This window comes from Pseudomonas oryzihabitans, assembly GCF_007665395.1.
Taxonomy (GTDB): domain Bacteria; phylum Pseudomonadota; class Gammaproteobacteria; order Pseudomonadales; family Pseudomonadaceae; genus Chryseomonas; species Chryseomonas psychrotolerans_C.
The window spans coordinates 355,152-371,322 of sequence record NZ_VDND01000003.1 but is presented as its reverse complement, the minus strand read 5'-3'; the positions used below and the strand labels follow the sequence as shown (position 1 = coordinate 371,322).

Annotated in this window: 10 protein-coding genes; 2 read left to right on the top strand and 8 right to left on the bottom strand. The window is 67.4% G+C overall.

What is annotated here, in order from left to right; genetic code table 11:
- The first annotated feature begins 41 nt into the window (after positions 1–41).
- Positions 42–1,625 carry a peptide chain release factor 3 gene (locus tag FSV73_RS09240; RefSeq protein WP_145007016.1) on the top strand — a complete coding sequence of 528 codons (1,584 nt, stop codon included), beginning with the start codon at positions 42–44 and terminating at the stop codon, positions 1,623–1,625.
- 79 nt (positions 1,626–1,704) lie between these two features.
- On the opposite strand, the gene rmuC is transcribed toward FSV73_RS09240, so the two are convergent.
- From rmuC to recC, 4 genes are all read right to left on the bottom strand, one after another.
- Positions 1,705–3,288 (bottom strand): DNA recombination protein RmuC, encoded by a 1,584-nt coding sequence (gene rmuC / locus FSV73_RS09235; RefSeq protein ID WP_145007014.1) that lies wholly within the window; start codon positions 3,286–3,288, stop codon positions 1,705–1,707.
- Between the two features lie 74 nt (positions 3,289–3,362).
- Positions 3,363–5,444 carry an exodeoxyribonuclease V subunit alpha gene (recD, locus tag FSV73_RS09230; RefSeq protein ID WP_145007012.1) on the bottom strand — a complete coding sequence of 694 codons (2,082 nt, stop codon included), beginning with the start codon at positions 5,442–5,444 and terminating at the stop codon, positions 3,363–3,365.
- The gene (recB, locus tag FSV73_RS09225) at positions 5,437–9,099 is read right to left on the bottom strand and encodes an exodeoxyribonuclease V subunit beta (RefSeq protein ID WP_145007010.1); all 3,663 of its coding nucleotides are present in this window, start codon (positions 9,097–9,099) and stop codon (positions 5,437–5,439) included. Before recB ends, recD begins: the two co-directional genes overlap by 8 nt.
- The gene (recC, locus tag FSV73_RS09220) at positions 9,096–12,527 is read right to left on the bottom strand and encodes an exodeoxyribonuclease V subunit gamma (RefSeq protein WP_145007008.1); all 3,432 of its coding nucleotides are present in this window, start codon (positions 12,525–12,527) and stop codon (positions 9,096–9,098) included. The genes recB and recC overlap by 4 nt, the downstream gene beginning before the upstream one ends.
- 181 nt (positions 12,528–12,708) lie before the next feature.
- On the opposite strand from recC, the gene FSV73_RS09215 reads away from it, so the two are divergent.
- Positions 12,709–13,206: a hypothetical protein gene (locus FSV73_RS09215; RefSeq protein ID WP_145007006.1), complete on the top strand. Its 498-nt coding sequence runs from the start codon at positions 12,709–12,711 to the stop codon at positions 13,204–13,206.
- Positions 13,207–13,219: 13 nt separating this feature from the next.
- Here the strand turns inward: FSV73_RS09215 and yacG are convergent, their stop codons facing one another.
- From yacG to FSV73_RS09195, 4 genes are read right to left on the bottom strand one after another with little or no spacing between them, the layout of a single operon-like run.
- Positions 13,220–13,417 carry a DNA gyrase inhibitor YacG gene (gene yacG, locus FSV73_RS09210; protein WP_145007004.1) on the bottom strand — a complete coding sequence of 66 codons (198 nt, stop codon included), beginning with the start codon at positions 13,415–13,417 and terminating at the stop codon, positions 13,220–13,222.
- The gene (coaE, locus tag FSV73_RS09205) at positions 13,414–14,025 is read right to left on the bottom strand and encodes a dephospho-CoA kinase (RefSeq protein WP_145007002.1); all 612 of its coding nucleotides are present in this window, start codon (positions 14,023–14,025) and stop codon (positions 13,414–13,416) included. The genes yacG and coaE overlap by 4 nt, the downstream gene beginning before the upstream one ends.
- The gene (locus tag FSV73_RS09200) at positions 14,022–14,894 is read right to left on the bottom strand and encodes a prepilin peptidase (protein WP_145007000.1); all 873 of its coding nucleotides are present in this window, start codon (positions 14,892–14,894) and stop codon (positions 14,022–14,024) included. Before FSV73_RS09200 ends, coaE begins: the two co-directional genes overlap by 4 nt.
- Positions 14,894–16,111: a type II secretion system F family protein gene (locus FSV73_RS09195; protein ID WP_145006998.1), complete on the bottom strand. Its 1,218-nt coding sequence runs from the start codon at positions 16,109–16,111 to the stop codon at positions 14,894–14,896. The genes FSV73_RS09200 and FSV73_RS09195 overlap by 1 nt, the downstream gene beginning before the upstream one ends.
- Positions 16,112–16,171 lie beyond the last annotated feature (60 nt).

The following is a 16,171-nucleotide window of genomic DNA, read 5'->3' as shown; positions in this document are numbered from 1 at the left end:
TACTCCGCCCCCTCTTTTTTCGCTCTCGCCCAGGTTCATCCATGACCACCCAGGCCGCCGAAGTCGCCAAGCGCCGTACCTTCGCCATCATCTCCCACCCCGACGCGGGCAAGACCACCATCACCGAGAAGCTGCTGCTGATGGGCCAGGCCATCGCCGTGGCGGGTACGGTGAAGTCGCGTAAATCCGACCGCCATGCGACCTCCGACTGGATGGAGATGGAAAAGCAGCGCGGCATCTCCATCACCACCTCGGTGATGCAGTTCCCCTACCGCGAGCATATGATCAACCTGCTCGACACCCCCGGCCACGAGGACTTCTCCGAGGACACCTACCGCACCCTGACCGCGGTGGACTCGGCGCTGATGGTGCTCGACGGCGGCAAGGGCGTCGAACCCCGCACCATCGCCCTGATGGACGTCTGTCGGCTGCGCGACACCCCCATCGTCAGCTTCATCAACAAGCTCGACCGCGATATCCGCGACCCCATCGAGCTGCTCGACGAGATCGAGGCGGTACTCAAGATCAAGGCCGCGCCCATCACCTGGCCGATCGGCAGCTATCGCGACTTCAAGGGCGTCTATCACCTCTCGGACGACCGCATCTACGTCTACACCCCCGGTCACGGCCACGAGCGCATCGCCACCAAGACCATCGACAAGCTGGACTCCGACGAGGCCCGCGCCCACCTAGGCGATCTCTACGAGCGCTTCGTCGAGGAACTGGAGCTGGTGCAGGGCGCCTGCCACGAATTCGATAACGAGGCCTTCCTGCGCGGCGAGATGACCCCGGTGTTCTTCGGCACCGCCCTGGGCAACTTCGGTGTCGACCAGGTGCTCGACGCCGTGGTCGACTGGGCGCCGCGCCCGCTGTCGCGCGCCGCCCACGAGCGCACCGTGGAGCCGGTGGAAGAGAAGTTCTCCGGCTTCGTGTTCAAGATCCAGGCGAACATGGATCCCAAGCACCGCGACCGCATCGCCTTCATGCGCATCTGCTCGGGCAAGTACGAGAAGGGCATGAAGCTGCGCCATGTGCGGATCAAGAAGGACCTCAAGATCGCCGACGCCCTGACCTTCTTCTCCAGCGAGCGCGAGCACCTGGACGAGGCCTTCGCCGGCGACATCATCGGCCTGCACAACCACGGCACCATCCAGATCGGCGACACCTTCACCGAGGGCGAGGCGCTGGGCTTCACCGGTATCCCGCATTTCGCCCCTGAGCTGTTCCGCCGGGTACGCCTGAAGGATCCGCTGAAATCCAAGCAGCTGCGCCAGGGCCTGCAGGAACTGGCCGAGGAAGGCGCCACCCAGGTGTTCTTCCCCGAGCGCAACAACGACATCGTGCTCGGCGCGGTGGGCGTGCTGCAGTTCGACGTGGTCGCCAGCCGCCTGAAGGAGGAATACAAGGTGGAGTGCGCCTACGAGGCCATCAACGTCTGGTCGGCGCGCTGGATCGAGTGCGACGACAAGAAGAAGCTCGAGGACTTCAAGACCAAGGCCTTCGAGAACCTGGCGGTGGACGGCGGCGGCCACCTCACCTACCTGGCGCCGACCCGGGTCAACCTGGCGCTGATGGAAGAGCGCTGGCCGGAGATCACCTTCCGCGCCACCCGCGAGCATCACTAGGCTACAAGACCCGACGGATGCGTCCTGCACCCGTCGGTCCCCTCCCCCAGGGTCGGATCGTCCGACCCTGTCGCTCGGATCAACCGTGGCCAGGTAACTCGGCTGCGGTTTCCAACTCCACCATGGTGAGTTCCAGCTCCGCCCGCTCGGTCCACTGGCCATCCAGCTCGGTGCGCACCGCCACGCCCAGTTCCTTGAAATCGGCCACCTGCTTGACCAGGTTGCCCGGCCCACCGACCAGCTGGCCGCAGGCCTTGCGATAGGCCTCGCCAGCCTTTTCCAGGCTCTTGCCGATGCCGTCCATGCTGCCGAGGAAGGTGCGCAGCTTGTCGTAGACCTTGGCGGCGCGTTCGGCCAGCTCCGCCGTATGGCGATTCTGGTCCTCGAAGCGCCAGAGCTGGCGGACGATGTTGAGGCTGGTGAGCAGGGTGGTCGGCGTGGCCACCAGCACGTTCTGCTCGATGGCGCGCTGGAACAGGCTTTCGTCGGCCTTGAGCGCCTCGACGAAGGCCGATTCGATGGGGATGAACAGGAAGACCATCTCCGGTGAATTCAGCCCCGGCAGGCTGAAGTATTCACGGTCGGCCAGTTCTCGAATGCGCTCGCCCACGGCGCGCACGTGCTCGCCCAGGGCCAGGCGGCGCTCGCCTTCGTCCTCGCTGTTGACGTAGCGGGTATAGGCGTTGAGCGACACCTTGGCGTCCACCACCAGGTGCTTCTTCTGTGGCAAATGCACCAGCACGTCCGGGCGACGGCGGCCGGTCTCGGTGGTGAAGCTGCGTTCGCGGACGAAGTCGCGGCCTTCGCGCAGGCCGGAGCGCTCCAGCACGTTTTCCAGGATGAGTTCGCCCCAGTTGCCCTGGGCCTTCTTCTGGCCGCGCAGGGCGGTGGCCAGGTCATGGGCTTCCTGGGTGATCTGGCGATTGAGTTCCTTGAGGTCGAGCAGTTGCTGGCCGAGCGCGGCCTGCTGCTGGACGTCCTTGTGGTGGATGTCCTCGACCTTGGCGCGAAAGCCTTCGATCTGCTCGCGGAAGGGGCGCAGCAGGGCATCCAGGGACTGCTGGCTGTGCTGGGCGAAGGCCTGGCCCTTGGCCTCGAAGATGCGTCCGGCCAGTTGCTCGAATTCCAGCTTGAGCTGCTCACGGCTGTCGCGCAGCAACTGGTGCTGTGCCTGGAAATGCTCTTCCTTCTGCGCCAGGGTGGTCTTGAGGGTCGCATGCTCTTCGGCCAGGCGCGCATGGCGCTCCTGCACCTCGGCGTGCAGTTGCTGCTCGCGGTGCTGGCGCTCGCGCAGCTCGGTGAGTTGCTCCTGGATACCCTGCAACTGGGCGCGGGTAGCCTCGGCCAGGGCGTGCTGTTCGGCGGCCTGCAACTGGGCCTGGCGGGTCTGCTGGCGCAACTCGGCTTCCAGCTCGCGATTGGCCTCCAGCTGGCGCTGCAGGGCGGCGGTACGTTCGCGCTCGGCGCCCAGCTCCACCACCTGGCGGCCGTTGGCCAATTCGGCTCGCTGCAGGTCGTCGCGCAGCATGTCGTAGCGCTCGGCGGCGCTGTCGAGCTGCTGCTGGAGATAGCGCTGGCGGCCGGTCAGCCAGATGGCCGAACCGGCCCAACCGGCCAGCAGCAACAGCGGAAGCACAAGGGAGGCGAAAGGCAGGGAAGTCATGGCACTCTCATCACGGACGGCTCCCCCTCACCTTAGGCAGGCCAGGCGGCAGCGTCCAGCAGTTATCTGTATATTTACACAGTGTTTCGCAAATCCAGGTCCAGCCCGCTGACGCGCCGGACCCGCCGGGCCACCGCCTCGGCGAAGATGCCCCCACGGGCCTCGATCAGGGTGAAGTCATCGCGCGCCCGGGTGATGCCGGTGTAGACCAACTCCTTGGTCAGCACCGGGCTGAGTTGCTCGGGCAACAGCAGCGCGGTATGGGCGAATTCCGAGCCTTGGGACTTGTGCACGGTCATGGCGAACACCGTCTCCACCGCTGCCAGGCGACTGGGCAGGACGAATCTCAGTCCACCGCTGCCATCGCCACGGGGAAAGGCGACCCGTAGCACCTTGCGTCCCGGCTGGGTGGCATCGGGCAGGCAGAGGGTGATGCCGATGTCGCCGTTCATCAAGCCCAGGCTGTAGTCGTTGCGCGTCACCAGCACCGGGCGTCCTTCATACCAGCCGTGCTCACCCGCGAGCAGGCCGGCCGCCAGCAGCGCGCTGGCGATACGCAGGTTGAGGCCTTCCACGCCCCAGGGGCCCTTGCGCACGGCGCAGAGCAACTGGAAGTCATCGAAGGCGGTGAGCACCTGGCCAGCCCAGTGCATCCAGGCTGGATCGTCCAGGGAGGTATCCGCCTGTGGCCGTGCCTGGCGCAAGACCTCCAGATAGTGCCGATAACCACGGGCGCGCCCGCGGCCTTCCAGCACCAAGCGCTCCAGCGCCCGGTCCTCCGGCCCCTTGAGCAACACCCGATGCAGATCGGCGTAGCCGCCGTCGACCAGCACCTGCTGGGCGCCCAGCCCATCCTGGGCATTGACCCGCCGCGCCAGCTGGCCGATGCCACTGCCGGCGCCGAAGCGTCGCGAGCGGCGCAGCATCACCACCTGCTGGGCCAGGGCATCGCCCTGGTCATCGCCAACGGCCAGGGCGGTCGCGGCCAACGACTGGCCGCTCACCGCCTCCAGCCAGGCGCGGGTGGCGGGGCTGTAGCGCCCGGCCTCGGCATCGCGACAGAGATCGCCCAGCACCGCCCCCGCCTCCACCGAGGCCAACTGGTCCTTGTCGCCGAGCAGGATCAGGCGTGCCTTCGGCGGCAAGGCCGCCAGCAGGCTGGCCATCATCTCCAGGTCGATCATCGAGGCCTCGTCCACCACCAGCACGTCCAGCGGCAACGGCTGCCCACGATGATGGCGGAAGTGGCGGGTATTGGGCCGACTGCCCAGCAGCCGGTGGACCGTGGTCACGCCCGTGGGGATATGCCGACGCAGCTCCTCGTCCACCGGCAGGCGACTGACCTGGCCGCCGATGGATTCGGTGAGGCGCGCAGCCGCCTTGCCGGTGGGCGCAGCCAGGCGGATGCGCAGGGGGCGACCGGCCGCCACCGCCGGCGCCTGGAGCAGCGCCAGCAGGCGGACCACCGTGGTGGTCTTGCCGGTGCCAGGGCCGCCGGTGACGATGCTGAAGGCGCCCCGTACCGCCAGGGCGCAGGCCAGTTTTTGCCAGTCGGGTTCGCCGTCGGCCTCGGCGTCCGGCGGAAACAACCGGTCGAGGCGCTCGGCGAGATCCGCCGGCAGCGGCTCGGGGGTGGCCAGGCGCTGGCGCAGGCTGGCCGCCACCTCGCGCTCATAGTTCCAATAGCGGCGTAGGTAGAGACGCTCACCCCCCAGCACCAGCGGCCGTTCCGGCGCGCTGCCGTCGCCATCGACCAGGGCGCTGGCCAGCAGCGCCTGGCGCCAGGCCTCCAGGCTATGGCCCTGGAGCAGTTGCGACGGCAGCAGTGAGCTGCGCGCCTTGTCGCCCTCGGGGGGCAGCGACAGCGCCGCGTCCGGATTGCGCAGGGTGGCCGTCAGATCCAGGCAGACATGACCATGGCCGAGTTGGTGACTGGCCAGGGCCGCGGCCAGCAGCACCGCCGACTCGCCGTGGGGTTCGAGTTCACCGAGAAAACTCGTGAAGGCCCGGTCGACCTGGCGCAGCCAGCCGCGTTGCACCCAGAGTTCCAGCAGACGAAAGAGGTCGTCACGCTGACTGAGGGGCGCAAGCGGGCGCTCCTCGACCAGGGACGCCAAGCGCAACAGCCGTTCGGTGGCCGGGCTGAAATCAGACATGGGCAGGCTCCGCACCGCTGAACAGCAGATCCAGGGTCTCGATCAAGGCCTGGGCAGGACGTTCGACGAAGACGCCGTGGCCGGCCGGATCACAACCGCGCAGGAATAGGTAGACGGCACCACCGAAATGGCGCTCGTAACGGTAGTCGGGCAGCCGCGCCTTGAGCAGGCGGTGCACGGCCAGGCTGTAGAGCACGTATTGCAGATCGTAGCGCTTGGTCAGGACGGCCGTCTCCATGGCCGCGCGGGTATAGGCAGCCGCCTCGGCACCCAGCCAATTGGATTTGTAGTCCACCACGAAATAGCGCCCCTCGTGCTCGAAGACCAGGTCGATGAAGCCCTTGAACAGGCCATTGAGCTGCCCCGGTTCCAGCACCGGTCGCGCCTGGCCGCCATGGGTACCGCGACGGACCAGGTCATCGAGGCGCTCCAGATCGACGCCGTGGGTGGCGAACCAGAATTCCATCTCCACCTGATAAAGGGCCAGCTCGCCCAGCCGCTGAGCGCCGCCGGGCAACGGCAGCGGCAGGGCCAGCAATTGGCGCAGCCAGCCCTGCAGGATGGGAATCCAGTGATTCCAGCCACGCCGTTGGCAGCGCCGGGCGATCAGATCGTCCAGCCGCTCGGGTGTGGACTGGATGGCGGTGAAGCCCTCCTCACCGACCCACTCCAGCAGGCTGTGCAGGAAGGTGCCCGGACCGGGGCCACGGGGAAAGCGATGCAGGTCTTCGCCAGCGGCGGGCTGGCGGAGTTCGTCCGGGGCGAGGCGGTCGTCGTCGAACAGCTTCTGCGCCGCGGGGGTGTCCAGGTCCAGCTCCAGATTCAACTGGCCCTCTTCCCGCGCCTCGCCGAGGCGCGTGCCGATGCGCAAGGCGCTGTAGGAGGCGATCCACCAGTCCTCGCGAGCCGCACGGCGGGCGGTCAGCGCCTTGAGCGGCGTGGGGGCCTCGCGGGCTTCCGGTAGGCGCTCGGTACTGGCCTCCGGCAGCGGCAGGATGAGGCTGTCGGGCTGGGCGCCGATCAGGATGGTCAAGGCAGCGGTCAGCGCTGCCGAACTCGCCAGCGGCTCGCCGGCAGTGGCCAGGTAGCCCAGGGCACTGCGGGCGAACCCGGATTCCTTGCTGCGTCCACGCTTGAGATCGGCGACGCCGACCCAGCAAGCATGCCGGGCGCGGGTCAGGGCGACATAGAGCAGCCGCAGGTCCTCGGCCAGACGCTCGTCGTCAGCGCGGGCCAGTTCTTCGGCCGAGGGGCGGAAGGTCCGGCGCACCCGGCCCTGGTCATCGTGATAGCGCAGCGGCAGGGTGGCGCCCTCCTCGGCGCGATAGGCGCAGGCGAAGGGCAGGAATACCAGCGGGTATTCCAGGCCCTTGGACTTGTGCACCGTCACCACCTTGACCAGCTCGGCATCGCTTTCCAGCCGCAGGATCTGCTCGTCGGCGGCGCCCTGGGTGGCCAGTTGCTCGGCCAGGTGACGGATCAACGCCTGCTCGCCGTCCAGCTCGCCGGCAGCACGCTGCAGCAATTCGGCGAGGTGCAGCAGATTGGTCAGCACCCGCTCGCCATCGGCGCGGGCCATCAGTCGCTGCGGCAGGCGGAAGTCCTGCAGCAGGCGGCGCAGCATGGGCAGCACGCCCTGGCCGCGCCAGAGTTGGCGATAGCCGCGGAATTGCAGCACCCGCGCCTCCCAGGCCTGCTCGTCGTGGTTGAGGGCATCCAATTCGGCCAAGGGCAGGTCGAGGGTCAGGCTGCCCAGGGCCGCGCGCAGGCGGCGATCCACATCGGGCTCGGCGCAGGCCTTGAGCCAGTCCAGCAGGCAGCGCGCCTCCTGGGCGGCGAATACCGAGTCCTTATCCGACAGATAGACGCTGCGTACCCCGCGCCGCACCAGTGCCTGGCGTACCGCCTGGGCCTCGCTGCCAGCGCGGACCAGGATGGCGATATCGGCCGGGCGCAGAGGCTTGAGCTCGCCGTCTTGGTGGCGAAAGCCTGCACGCCCGTCGGCGGCCAGGGTCAGCAGCCGGACGATTTCGCTGGCGGTGCTTTCGGCCAAGCTGGCGCGATAGGCGGTACCGGCCAGGGGTTCGTCGCCAGCCAGGTGCCAGAGGGTCAGGGCCGCGCCGGGGGCACCGTCGATCTCCAGCACCTCGCGCCGGCCCTGGGCGCGGACCGGCTCGAAGGGCACTGGATTGTCCTCGCCCTGGCGAAACAGGAAGGCCGCTCGTGGCGCGGTGCTCTCGCCGTGCTGGAACACCTGGTTGACCGCGGCGACCATAGCGGCGGTGGAGCGAAAATTGGTGTCCAGCGAATGCAGGTGGCCGGCATTGGCGCGGCGGGCCTGCAGGTAGGTGTGGATATCGGCACCGCGGAAGGCATAGATGGCCTGCTTGGGATCGCCGATCAGGAACAATCCGCTACCCTCTCCCGCACCATAGACAGTGCTGAAGATGCGGTACTGCACCGGATCGGTGTCCTGGAATTCGTCGATCAGCGCCACCGGGAATTGCTCGCGGATCAGCGCTGCCAGCCGCACGCCGGCGCCATCGGCCTGCAGTGCCTTGTCCAGGCGGGTGAGGATGTCGTCGAAGCCCAGCTCGGCGCGGCGCAGTTTTTCGCGCTCGAATTTCTGCTGGACCCAGGCCGCGGCGTGTTCCAGCAGCGGCACCTCGGGGCTGGGCAGCTCGGCCAGTTGCCCGGGCAGGCGCGCCATGGCCGCCAGCGCTGGATGAGCCGGCGGACTGGCCTTGGTCCAGACCTCGGCGAAGCCCTCCTCGGTCAGCCGGGTGAAGCCGGTGCCGATATCCAGGTCCTCACTGGCGGGGTCGTCCGCCCAGGCGATCAGCTTGTCGCACCAGGGCCCGAAGAATCTCTTCTGCAACTTGCGCCCATCGACCACCTTGGCGTCGCAGCCAGCCTGGCAGAGGTCACGCAATTCTTCCGCCCAGATCGCCCAGGGCGCCTTGAGGGTCGCCAGTCGCGCCTGGCACTCGGCCAGGGCCGTGGCCAGCAGCGTGGCGGGATCGCCCTGGGGCTCACCCAGCGCCTCGCTCAACAGGGGTCGCAGACGCGCCGCCAGGGCCCGGGGCTCGCCCCAGTGCTCGATCACCCAATCCAGCGCCTCGCCTTCCAGGGGATAGCAGAAGCGGCGCCAATAATCGCGCACGACCTGGGCGAGCAATTCGCTCTGGTCCTGCTCCAGGTTCTGCACGAACAGACTGCCGCTGTCGAAGGCGTGCTCGCGCAGCATGCGCTGGCACCAACTGTGGATGGTGGAGACGGCCGCCTCGTCCATCCACTGGGCGGCGATATCCAGACGGCGGGCGCAGTCGGACCAGGCCTCGCCCGGAAAGTCTTCGCGCAATTCGGCGAGCAAGGGATCGGGTGCCTCGATTTCCCCACGGAAGAAGCGCGCGGCCTCGGCCAGCCGGTGGCGAATACGATCACGCAGTTCCTGAGTGGCGGCTTCGGTAAAGGTCACCACCAGGATCTGCGGCGGCAACAACTCGCGGCCGAAGGCGGTCTCGGGCGTCCCGTGGCCCAGCACCAGACGAACATAGAGCGCGGAGATGGTAAAGGTCTTGCCGGTCCCGGCACTGGCCTCGATGAGCTGATTGCCCTGCAGCGGAAAGCGCAGGGCGAGCGGACGCTGACTCATGCCTGGCCCTCCCCGCCCAGCACCTGCCAACCGGCGGTGAAGACCGGCGCATAGAGGGTCTGGCACCAGCCATCGAATTCCTCGTCAGCCAAGAGCGCGGCGAAGTCCGGGTACTGCCGGCGCAGCGCCGGATGGGTCGCCGCCTCGCCCTGGTAGGCCTGCTCGGCAAAGGCCAGGGCCTTGTCCGGGTCGCTCGCCAGCCAGGCGAAGGCGGTGCGCGGCGCCACCGGCAGCGGACGCCGCTGGCCCAGCGCCCAGGCGTCCAGCAATTCGTTCAGCTGACGTCGAGCGAGGTCAGCATCCAACGGCGCCAGCAGCAGGGTCAAATCGGTCGCCACCACCGCGGTGGTCAGTTGCAGACCACCGGCCGCGGCGACCAGGTGCTGTACCCAAGGTCGCAGCAACCGGTGCCACTTGCGAGCACGGGCATTGCCCAGGCCATTAGCCTGGGCGCTCAGCGCCAGCAGCCCCTCGGGCCCACGGCGCAACCGTTCGAGGTTGGCCAGCAGTGGCAGCTCGCGATGTTCGAGATCCAGGGTTACAGCCTCTTCCAGGGAGTCGGGCCAGCGCAGCATCAGGGCCTCGACCTGGGCCACCACGGCGGGCAGTGGTTCGCGAAGCGCCCGCCCGGCCCGCTCGCCGAAACCCGCCAGCGGCAGGCGACCGCTGCCACGCAAGCGCTCGGCCGCTGCCATGAGCGCCCGGTCCGCCTCGGCAGGCTCGGCCAGCGCCGCTGCCAGCAGGTCTTCGCCCAATTGATAGCGGGTCAGGGCGTCCAAGCCGAAGGGTTCCTCGTCCTCCGCCGGGGCATCGGGCGCCTCGAAGTGCACCTTGAGGCGATTGCCGAAGAACAAGTCCACCGGTCCGCGCAGAAAGCGCGCCAGGTCATCGAGACCCAGGGGCTCTTCGAGCACCAACGGCGGCAGCAGGGCATCCTCATCACGCGTGGTGCGGTCGTGTACGCCCAGCCACTCGGCGGCGAAGCTGAAATAACCGCGCTCGCCGCGAAAATAGCGAGCGCTGAAAGGTTGCAGGGGGTGCTCCTGGGTCAGGGCCGCCAGCAAGCGCTCGGGCTCTTCCTCGTGACCGGCCAGCCGCCAACCGGCCTGCAGGTGATCGCGTAACTGGGCGATCAGCACCGAGGGTGGTCGCTCGCTGTTGTCACGGATGCTGCGCCCCACCCAGCTGACATAGAACTGGTCACGCGCCGAGAGCAAGGCCTCCAGCAGCAGATAGCGATCGTCCTCGCGCCGCGAGCGGTCACCGGGGCGATAGTCCTGGGCCATGAGATCGAAATCCAGCGGCGACTGGATACGCGGATAGGCGCCGTCATGCATGCCCAGCAGGCAGACCACGCGAAAGGGAATGGCACGCATCGGCATCAGAGTGCAGAAATTGACCGCCCCGGCGAGAAAGCGCTGGGCCAGGCCGCCGGCATCCAGCCCGGCCAGCCAGGCCTCGCGGACCACGGTGAGCGGCAGCTCTTCGTCCAGCGCCACGTCCTCGCACAGCTCCAGCCAGCGCTCGCGCAGATTTTCCAGCTGCTCCAGCAGGTATTCGTCATGCTCGTCCTGGGCGCTGAAGAATAGCGCCAGCAGCGCCTGCAAGCGCGCGCCCCACTCCGCCGGCCGGGCCGGTTGCGCCAGCGCCGCCTGGGCCGCGTCCAGGGCATCGAGCAGATCCACCAGCGGCCCGACCAGCGCCGCGTCCAGGCCGCCCACCTCGTCGAAGGGCTCGATATCGCCCAGCGCCGCGCCGCCGCCCACCGCATAGCCCAGCAACATGCGCCTCAGGCCGAAGCGCCAGGTGTTCTGGGTCAGGCCCTCGGGCAGGTCGAGGCGGCTGCGCTGTTCGGCATCCAGGCCCCAGCGCACGCCGGCGCCTTCCAGCCAGAGGTGCAGGGTCGGCAGATCGCCTTCGCGCAGGCCGAAGCGCGCGCGCAGCGCCGGCACGTCCAGCAAATCGAGGATCTCGCTCAGGGCGAAACGGCTGTCGGGCAACTGCAGCAGGTGCTCCAGGGCGATCAGCAGCGGCTGGAAGCCGCGCTGGTGCTGGTCCGCCAGGCTGAAGGGAATGAAGCGTGGATCCTGGCGCTCGAGCTGGCCGAACACCGCGCGGATGTGCGGTGCATAGGCATCGATGTCCGGCACCATGACGATGACATCGCGCGGCCTGAGGCTCGCATCGCTGTTGAAGCGCGCCAGCAGCTGGTCGTGCAGGATCTCCACCTCGCGCTGCGGACTGTGGGCGACATGGAAACGCACGGACCTGTCCCGCGCCGTATCGACCGCCGGCCAACGTGCGCGTGTCTCGGCCAGTGGGCGCAATTCGAGGATGTCGTCCTGCAACTGGCCCAGGAGATGCTGGGGCTCGCTCTCGGCGAAGAGGTCGATGCGCCCGCCGTTGAGGTCTTCGAACAGGCGGCGATAGCCATCGGGCTCGTCGAATTCGTCCAGCAGGTGGATGTAGTCGCGGCCCTGCTTGCCCCAGCTCGCCAGCAGCGGCTGGCCGTGCTGGTGCAGCGCCTCGGCATCCAGCGTCTGCGGCATGCCCGGCTTGCGCTGCTGGCGACGATAGTTCTGCCGCAAGAGATCCTGGTCGGCGACGATGTCGGACCAGTGGTGGCGACAGGGATTGTGCACGCAGAGCAGCACCTGGCTGAAACGCGCCAGGGCGGCCAGGGCTTCGAGGGTCTGCGCCGGAATGGCCGACAGGCCGAAGATCACCACCCGCCGCGGCAGGCCGGCCGGCGGCTCGGTCGCCGCCTGCATCACCTCTAGGAAGCGTCGGTGTACCCCGGCCCGACTGCGGGCCAGACCGCCGTCGCCCACATCGGCCAGCAGGGCGCGCCACAGTTGCGCCTGCCAGCGGCAGCTCTCCGGCAAGGGACGCCGGCCGTCGCGCAGGCTGGCCAGCAGATCGCGGCCCGCGGCCCAGTCGTTGAGCCAATCGGCGCGATAGACCTGGTAGCCGTCGTAGAGGTCGGCCAGGCGCTCGGCCAACTGGTATCTCTTGCGCAGATCACCATCGTCGTCGAGAAAGCGCCGCAGCGCAGCGAAGTCCGGCTGCAGGAGCAAGGTCGGCAGCAGCCGCATCAGGCGCCAGGTCAGGGGTGCACGGTCCAGCGGCGAGGATGGCGGCACCTGGTCACGGCCCAGTACCTGGCGATAGGTGCGCCAGAGAAAGGCCGCCGGCAACTGCACCTCGAGGGCCGCGGCCACCCCGCACCCGCCTTCGTCGTCTCCGCGCGGACCCTCGGCCAGCGCCAGCTTCAGCCACTGGGCGATGCCATTGCTCTGCACCAGCACCTGTTCGTTTTCCAGCGGTGCCAGGGGATAGCGGCGCATCCAGCCGACCGCCAGGCCGCGCAGCTCTTCGAGCCGATTGCCGTGTACCACCATGAATCCGGGAGTGAGCGCCTCGGACATCCTACGCCTCGCTGTTCGCTATCTGCCGCCAGGGTAAGGATCGCGCGACCCGGACACCAGCCCGCGATGTGATGGCCGACGCATGACGCAGCGCACAGGCACTCCGTCCATCCGCCTCCGATCGGATCCCAACCGGTAGACTCAGCGCCTATCGGCCGCCGGCCCTCGACAGGATGTTTTCATGCGTTTCCTCGTTGCCCTTCCGCTGCTCCTGAGCGCCGCCCTCGCCCATGCCGACAACGGCGAGCCCGTCGACTGCGCCAGCCTGCAGGCCCAGTTGCCACTGCCCCTGCTCCAGCAAACCTCCGGCCTGCCGCTGGCCTATGCCCGGCAGATCGCCGGTGGCTGCGCCTTCACCGATCGCGACACCGGCCAGCCGGCCAACTACCTGCTGGGGCTATCGGCGGGCTACGAGAATGGCGGTCGGGCGCTACCCAAGTTGCGTCGCCAGGTGCAGTCGCTCAGCGAACAACTGGATTGCAAGGCCATCGACGGCCTCGGCGAAGGCGCCAGTGCCTGCAGCAAGCCCCTGCTGGGCACCCAGGTGTTCTTCATCAAGGGCGACCGCATCCACACGATCACGGCGTCCAGTCCGCTGGAATACGACAAGCCCGAGCTGGCCGCCAAGCTGCGCCAGGCGGCCCAGGCCACCGCCCAGGCCTGGGCGCAACGGCTGTGAGGGACGGCGCGCCCTAGTGGCCGCGCCGATTGAGGTCATCGGAATATAGATCGTCTTCGAGTTCGTTACCTGGGATGGCGTGTTCTTCCGCCGCCCAGGCGCCCAGGTCGATCAGCTTGCAACGGTCGGAGCAGAAGGGTCGGTTGGGGCTCTTCTCGCTCCATTCCACGGGTGCGCCGCAGGTGGGGCAGTCCACGGTGAGAGTGCTCATGCTTGGCCTCCGTCAAGGGTCAAATAAAAGGAATGCAGGCGCTCCACCTCGGTGTGGAGCGCGGCGAGATCGCCGTCATTGCGGATGACGTCATCGGCCCTGGCCAACCGTTCGGCACGCGGCAGTTGCGCGGCCAGGATGGCCCTTACTTGGGCTGCGTCCACCCCATCGCGGCGCACGGCCCGCTCCAGCTGCAGCTCTTCCGGCACGTCGATCACCAGGCCACGCTGCACCAGGGCACGCTGTCCGGATTCGAACAGCAGCGGCGACACCAGGATGGCATAGGGCGACTGGGCCCGCGCCAGGACGGCCAGGATCTCCTGGCGAATGATGGGATGCAGCAAGGTTTCCAGCCAGCGCCGCTCGGCCGGGTCGGCGAAGATCGCCGCCCGCAGCGCCGCCCGGTTCAGGCTGCCGTCCGGTTGCAAGACCGCCGGCGAAAAATGCCTGACGATCTCGGCCAATGCCGGCCGTCCCGGCTCGACCACCCAACGGGCGGCCTGGTCGGCGTCGACGCAGGTGATGCCCAGACGGGCGAAGTGCTCGGCAGCGGCGCTCTTGCCACTGCCGATGCCCCCGGTCAGGCCGAGGGTCCAGGCAGAAGTCATCGGAATCCGGCGAAGTTCAGGTACAGGCCGGTTATTTGATCACCCCAGAGCAAGGCAATCCACCCCGCCACGGCCAGATAGGGACCGAAGGGCAAGGGCGTACTGGTTTCCGCCCGCCGCAATCGCAGGGTGATGATGCCGAGAATGGCCCCCACGAGCGACGACAGCAGGATGGTCAGCGGCAGGATCTGCCAACCACCCCAGGCCCCGAGCAAGGCCAGCAACTTGAAGTCGCCATAGCCCATGCCCTCCTTGCCGGTCACCAGGCGGAACAGCTGGAACACCAGCCAGAGACTCAGGTAACCCGCCACGGCGCCCCAGACCGCATCACCCAGGTTGGTGAACAGGCCGAACTGGTTGACGACCAGGCCCAGCCAGAGCAGCGGCAGGACGATGACATCCGGCAGCAGCTGATGATCGGCATCGATCAGACTGGCCGCCAGCAGGCCCCAGGTCAGCAGCAAGAAGGCCCCGCCCTGCCAGGTCACACCCAGATGCCAGATGACCCAGGCCGACAACAGGCCGCAGGCCAGCTCCACCAGCGGATAGCGCGCGCTGATCGCCCCCTGGCAACCCTTGCAACGACCGCGCAGGAACAGATAGCTGACAACCGGCACGTTCTCCCAGGGCCGCACGGCGCGCTGGCAATGAGGGCACCGCGAGGCGGGGCGCGCCAGATTGAAAGGCGCTCCAGCCGGCTCGGGTGGCAGCTCCAGCACCTCACGCGCCTCCGCCTGCCACTCACGCCTAAGCATCACCGGCAGCCGATAGACCACCACGTTGAGAAAGCTGCCCACTAGCAACCCCAGGAGTAGCGCGCACAGCGTCGCGGCCAGCGGCGCGCCGGCCAGGAATTCCAGCAGTGCCATCAGACCACCGAGCCGAGTTGGAAGATCGGCAGGTACATGGCGATGATCAGGCCGCCCACCAATACCCCGAGTACGGCCATGATCATCGGCTCCATCAGGGTGGTGAGGTTGTCGACCATGTTGTCGACCTCGTCCTCATAGAAGGTCGCGACCTTGGACAGCATCTCGTCCAGCGAGCCCGATTCCTCCCCGATGGCGGTCATCTGAATGGCCAGGGAGGAGAACACCCCGGTGGTACGCATGGAAAAGTTGAGCTGCATGCCGGTGGACACATCACCCTTGATCTTCTCTACGGCATTGCGGAACACCACATTGCCGGCCGCCCCAGCGACCGAATCGAGCGCATCCACCAGCGGGACGCCGGCAGCGAAGGTAGTGGCCAGCGTCCGGGCATAACGGGCAATGGCCGACTTGTAGAGGATGGAACCGATCAAGGGAATCTTCAGCAGCATACGGTCCGTGGCATCGCGAAATTTCTCGGACTTCTTGTGGAAATGCCGCAAGGCGAAGCCCAGGACGAACAAGCCACCGAGCACCAGCAACCACCACTCCTGCAAGACTTCGGAAATGGCGATGACCATCAGTGTGAATGCCGGCAATTGGGCACCGAAGCCTTCGAATACCGACTGGAATTGCGGTACCACCTTGATCAACAGGATGGCCGAGACGATTACCGCCACGATAATGACCGCCGCCGGATAGGTCATGGCCTTCTTGATCTTCTTCTTCAGCGCCTCGGTCTTTTCCTTGTAGGTGGCGACCCTATCCAAGAGGGTTTCCAGCGCACCGGACTGCTCACCGGCATCCACCAGGTTGCAATAGAGATCATCGAAGTACTGCGGCTGCTTGCGCAGGGAATTAGCCAGGCTGTTACCCGCGGCGACATCCTGCTTGATGTCGTCCACCAGCTTGCGCATGTTGGGATTATCAAAGCCTTCACCGATGATATCGAAGGCCTGCAACAGCGGTACGCCTGCGCCCATCATGGTCGCCAGCTGCCGGGTGAACAGGGCGATATCCAGGGGCTTGATCTTCTTGCCCTTGCCAAACAGCGACACCGACTTCTTGCGCACCCGGGTCGGATTGATGCCCTGCTTGCGCAACTGCGCCTTGATCAGCGCCGGATTCAATCCGGCCATCTCACCCTTCACCTTGGTCCCCTTGCGATCGGTTCCCTCCCAGGTGAAGTTGCCCATCTTGATAGCTTTATCGGCCATGGCCTCGACTCGTCAAAGACTCGGCCCGACATGGCGGACCCGTCAAAAGAATGCTCTTTG

What these genes read in the sequence shown, in the direction of transcription:
- FSV73_RS09240 (WP_145007016.1), top strand. Translation starts at nt 42, where the DNA reads ATGACCACCCAGGCCGCCGAAGTCGCCAAGCGCCGTACCTTCGCCATC.
- rmuC (WP_145007014.1), bottom strand. Translation starts at nt 3,288, where the DNA reads ATGACTTCCCTGCCTTTCGCCTCCCTTGTGCTTCCGCTGTTGCTGCTG.
- recD (WP_145007012.1), bottom strand. Translation starts at nt 5,444, where the DNA reads ATGTCTGATTTCAGCCCGGCCACCGAACGGCTGTTGCGCTTGGCGTCC.
- recB (WP_145007010.1), bottom strand. Translation starts at nt 9,099, where the DNA reads ATGAGTCAGCGTCCGCTCGCCCTGCGCTTTCCGCTGCAGGGCAATCAG.
- recC (WP_145007008.1), bottom strand. Translation starts at nt 12,527, where the DNA reads ATGTCCGAGGCGCTCACTCCCGGATTCATGGTGGTACACGGCAATCGG.
- FSV73_RS09215 (WP_145007006.1), top strand. Translation starts at nt 12,709, where the DNA reads ATGCGTTTCCTCGTTGCCCTTCCGCTGCTCCTGAGCGCCGCCCTCGCC.
- yacG (WP_145007004.1), bottom strand. Translation starts at nt 13,417, where the DNA reads ATGAGCACTCTCACCGTGGACTGCCCCACCTGCGGCGCACCCGTGGAA.
- coaE (WP_145007002.1), bottom strand. Translation starts at nt 14,025, where the DNA reads ATGACTTCTGCCTGGACCCTCGGCCTGACCGGGGGCATCGGCAGTGGC.
- FSV73_RS09200 (WP_145007000.1), bottom strand. Translation starts at nt 14,894, where the DNA reads ATGGCACTGCTGGAATTCCTGGCCGGCGCGCCGCTGGCCGCGACGCTG.
- FSV73_RS09195 (WP_145006998.1), bottom strand. Translation starts at nt 16,111, where the DNA reads ATGGCCGATAAAGCTATCAAGATGGGCAACTTCACCTGGGAGGGAACC.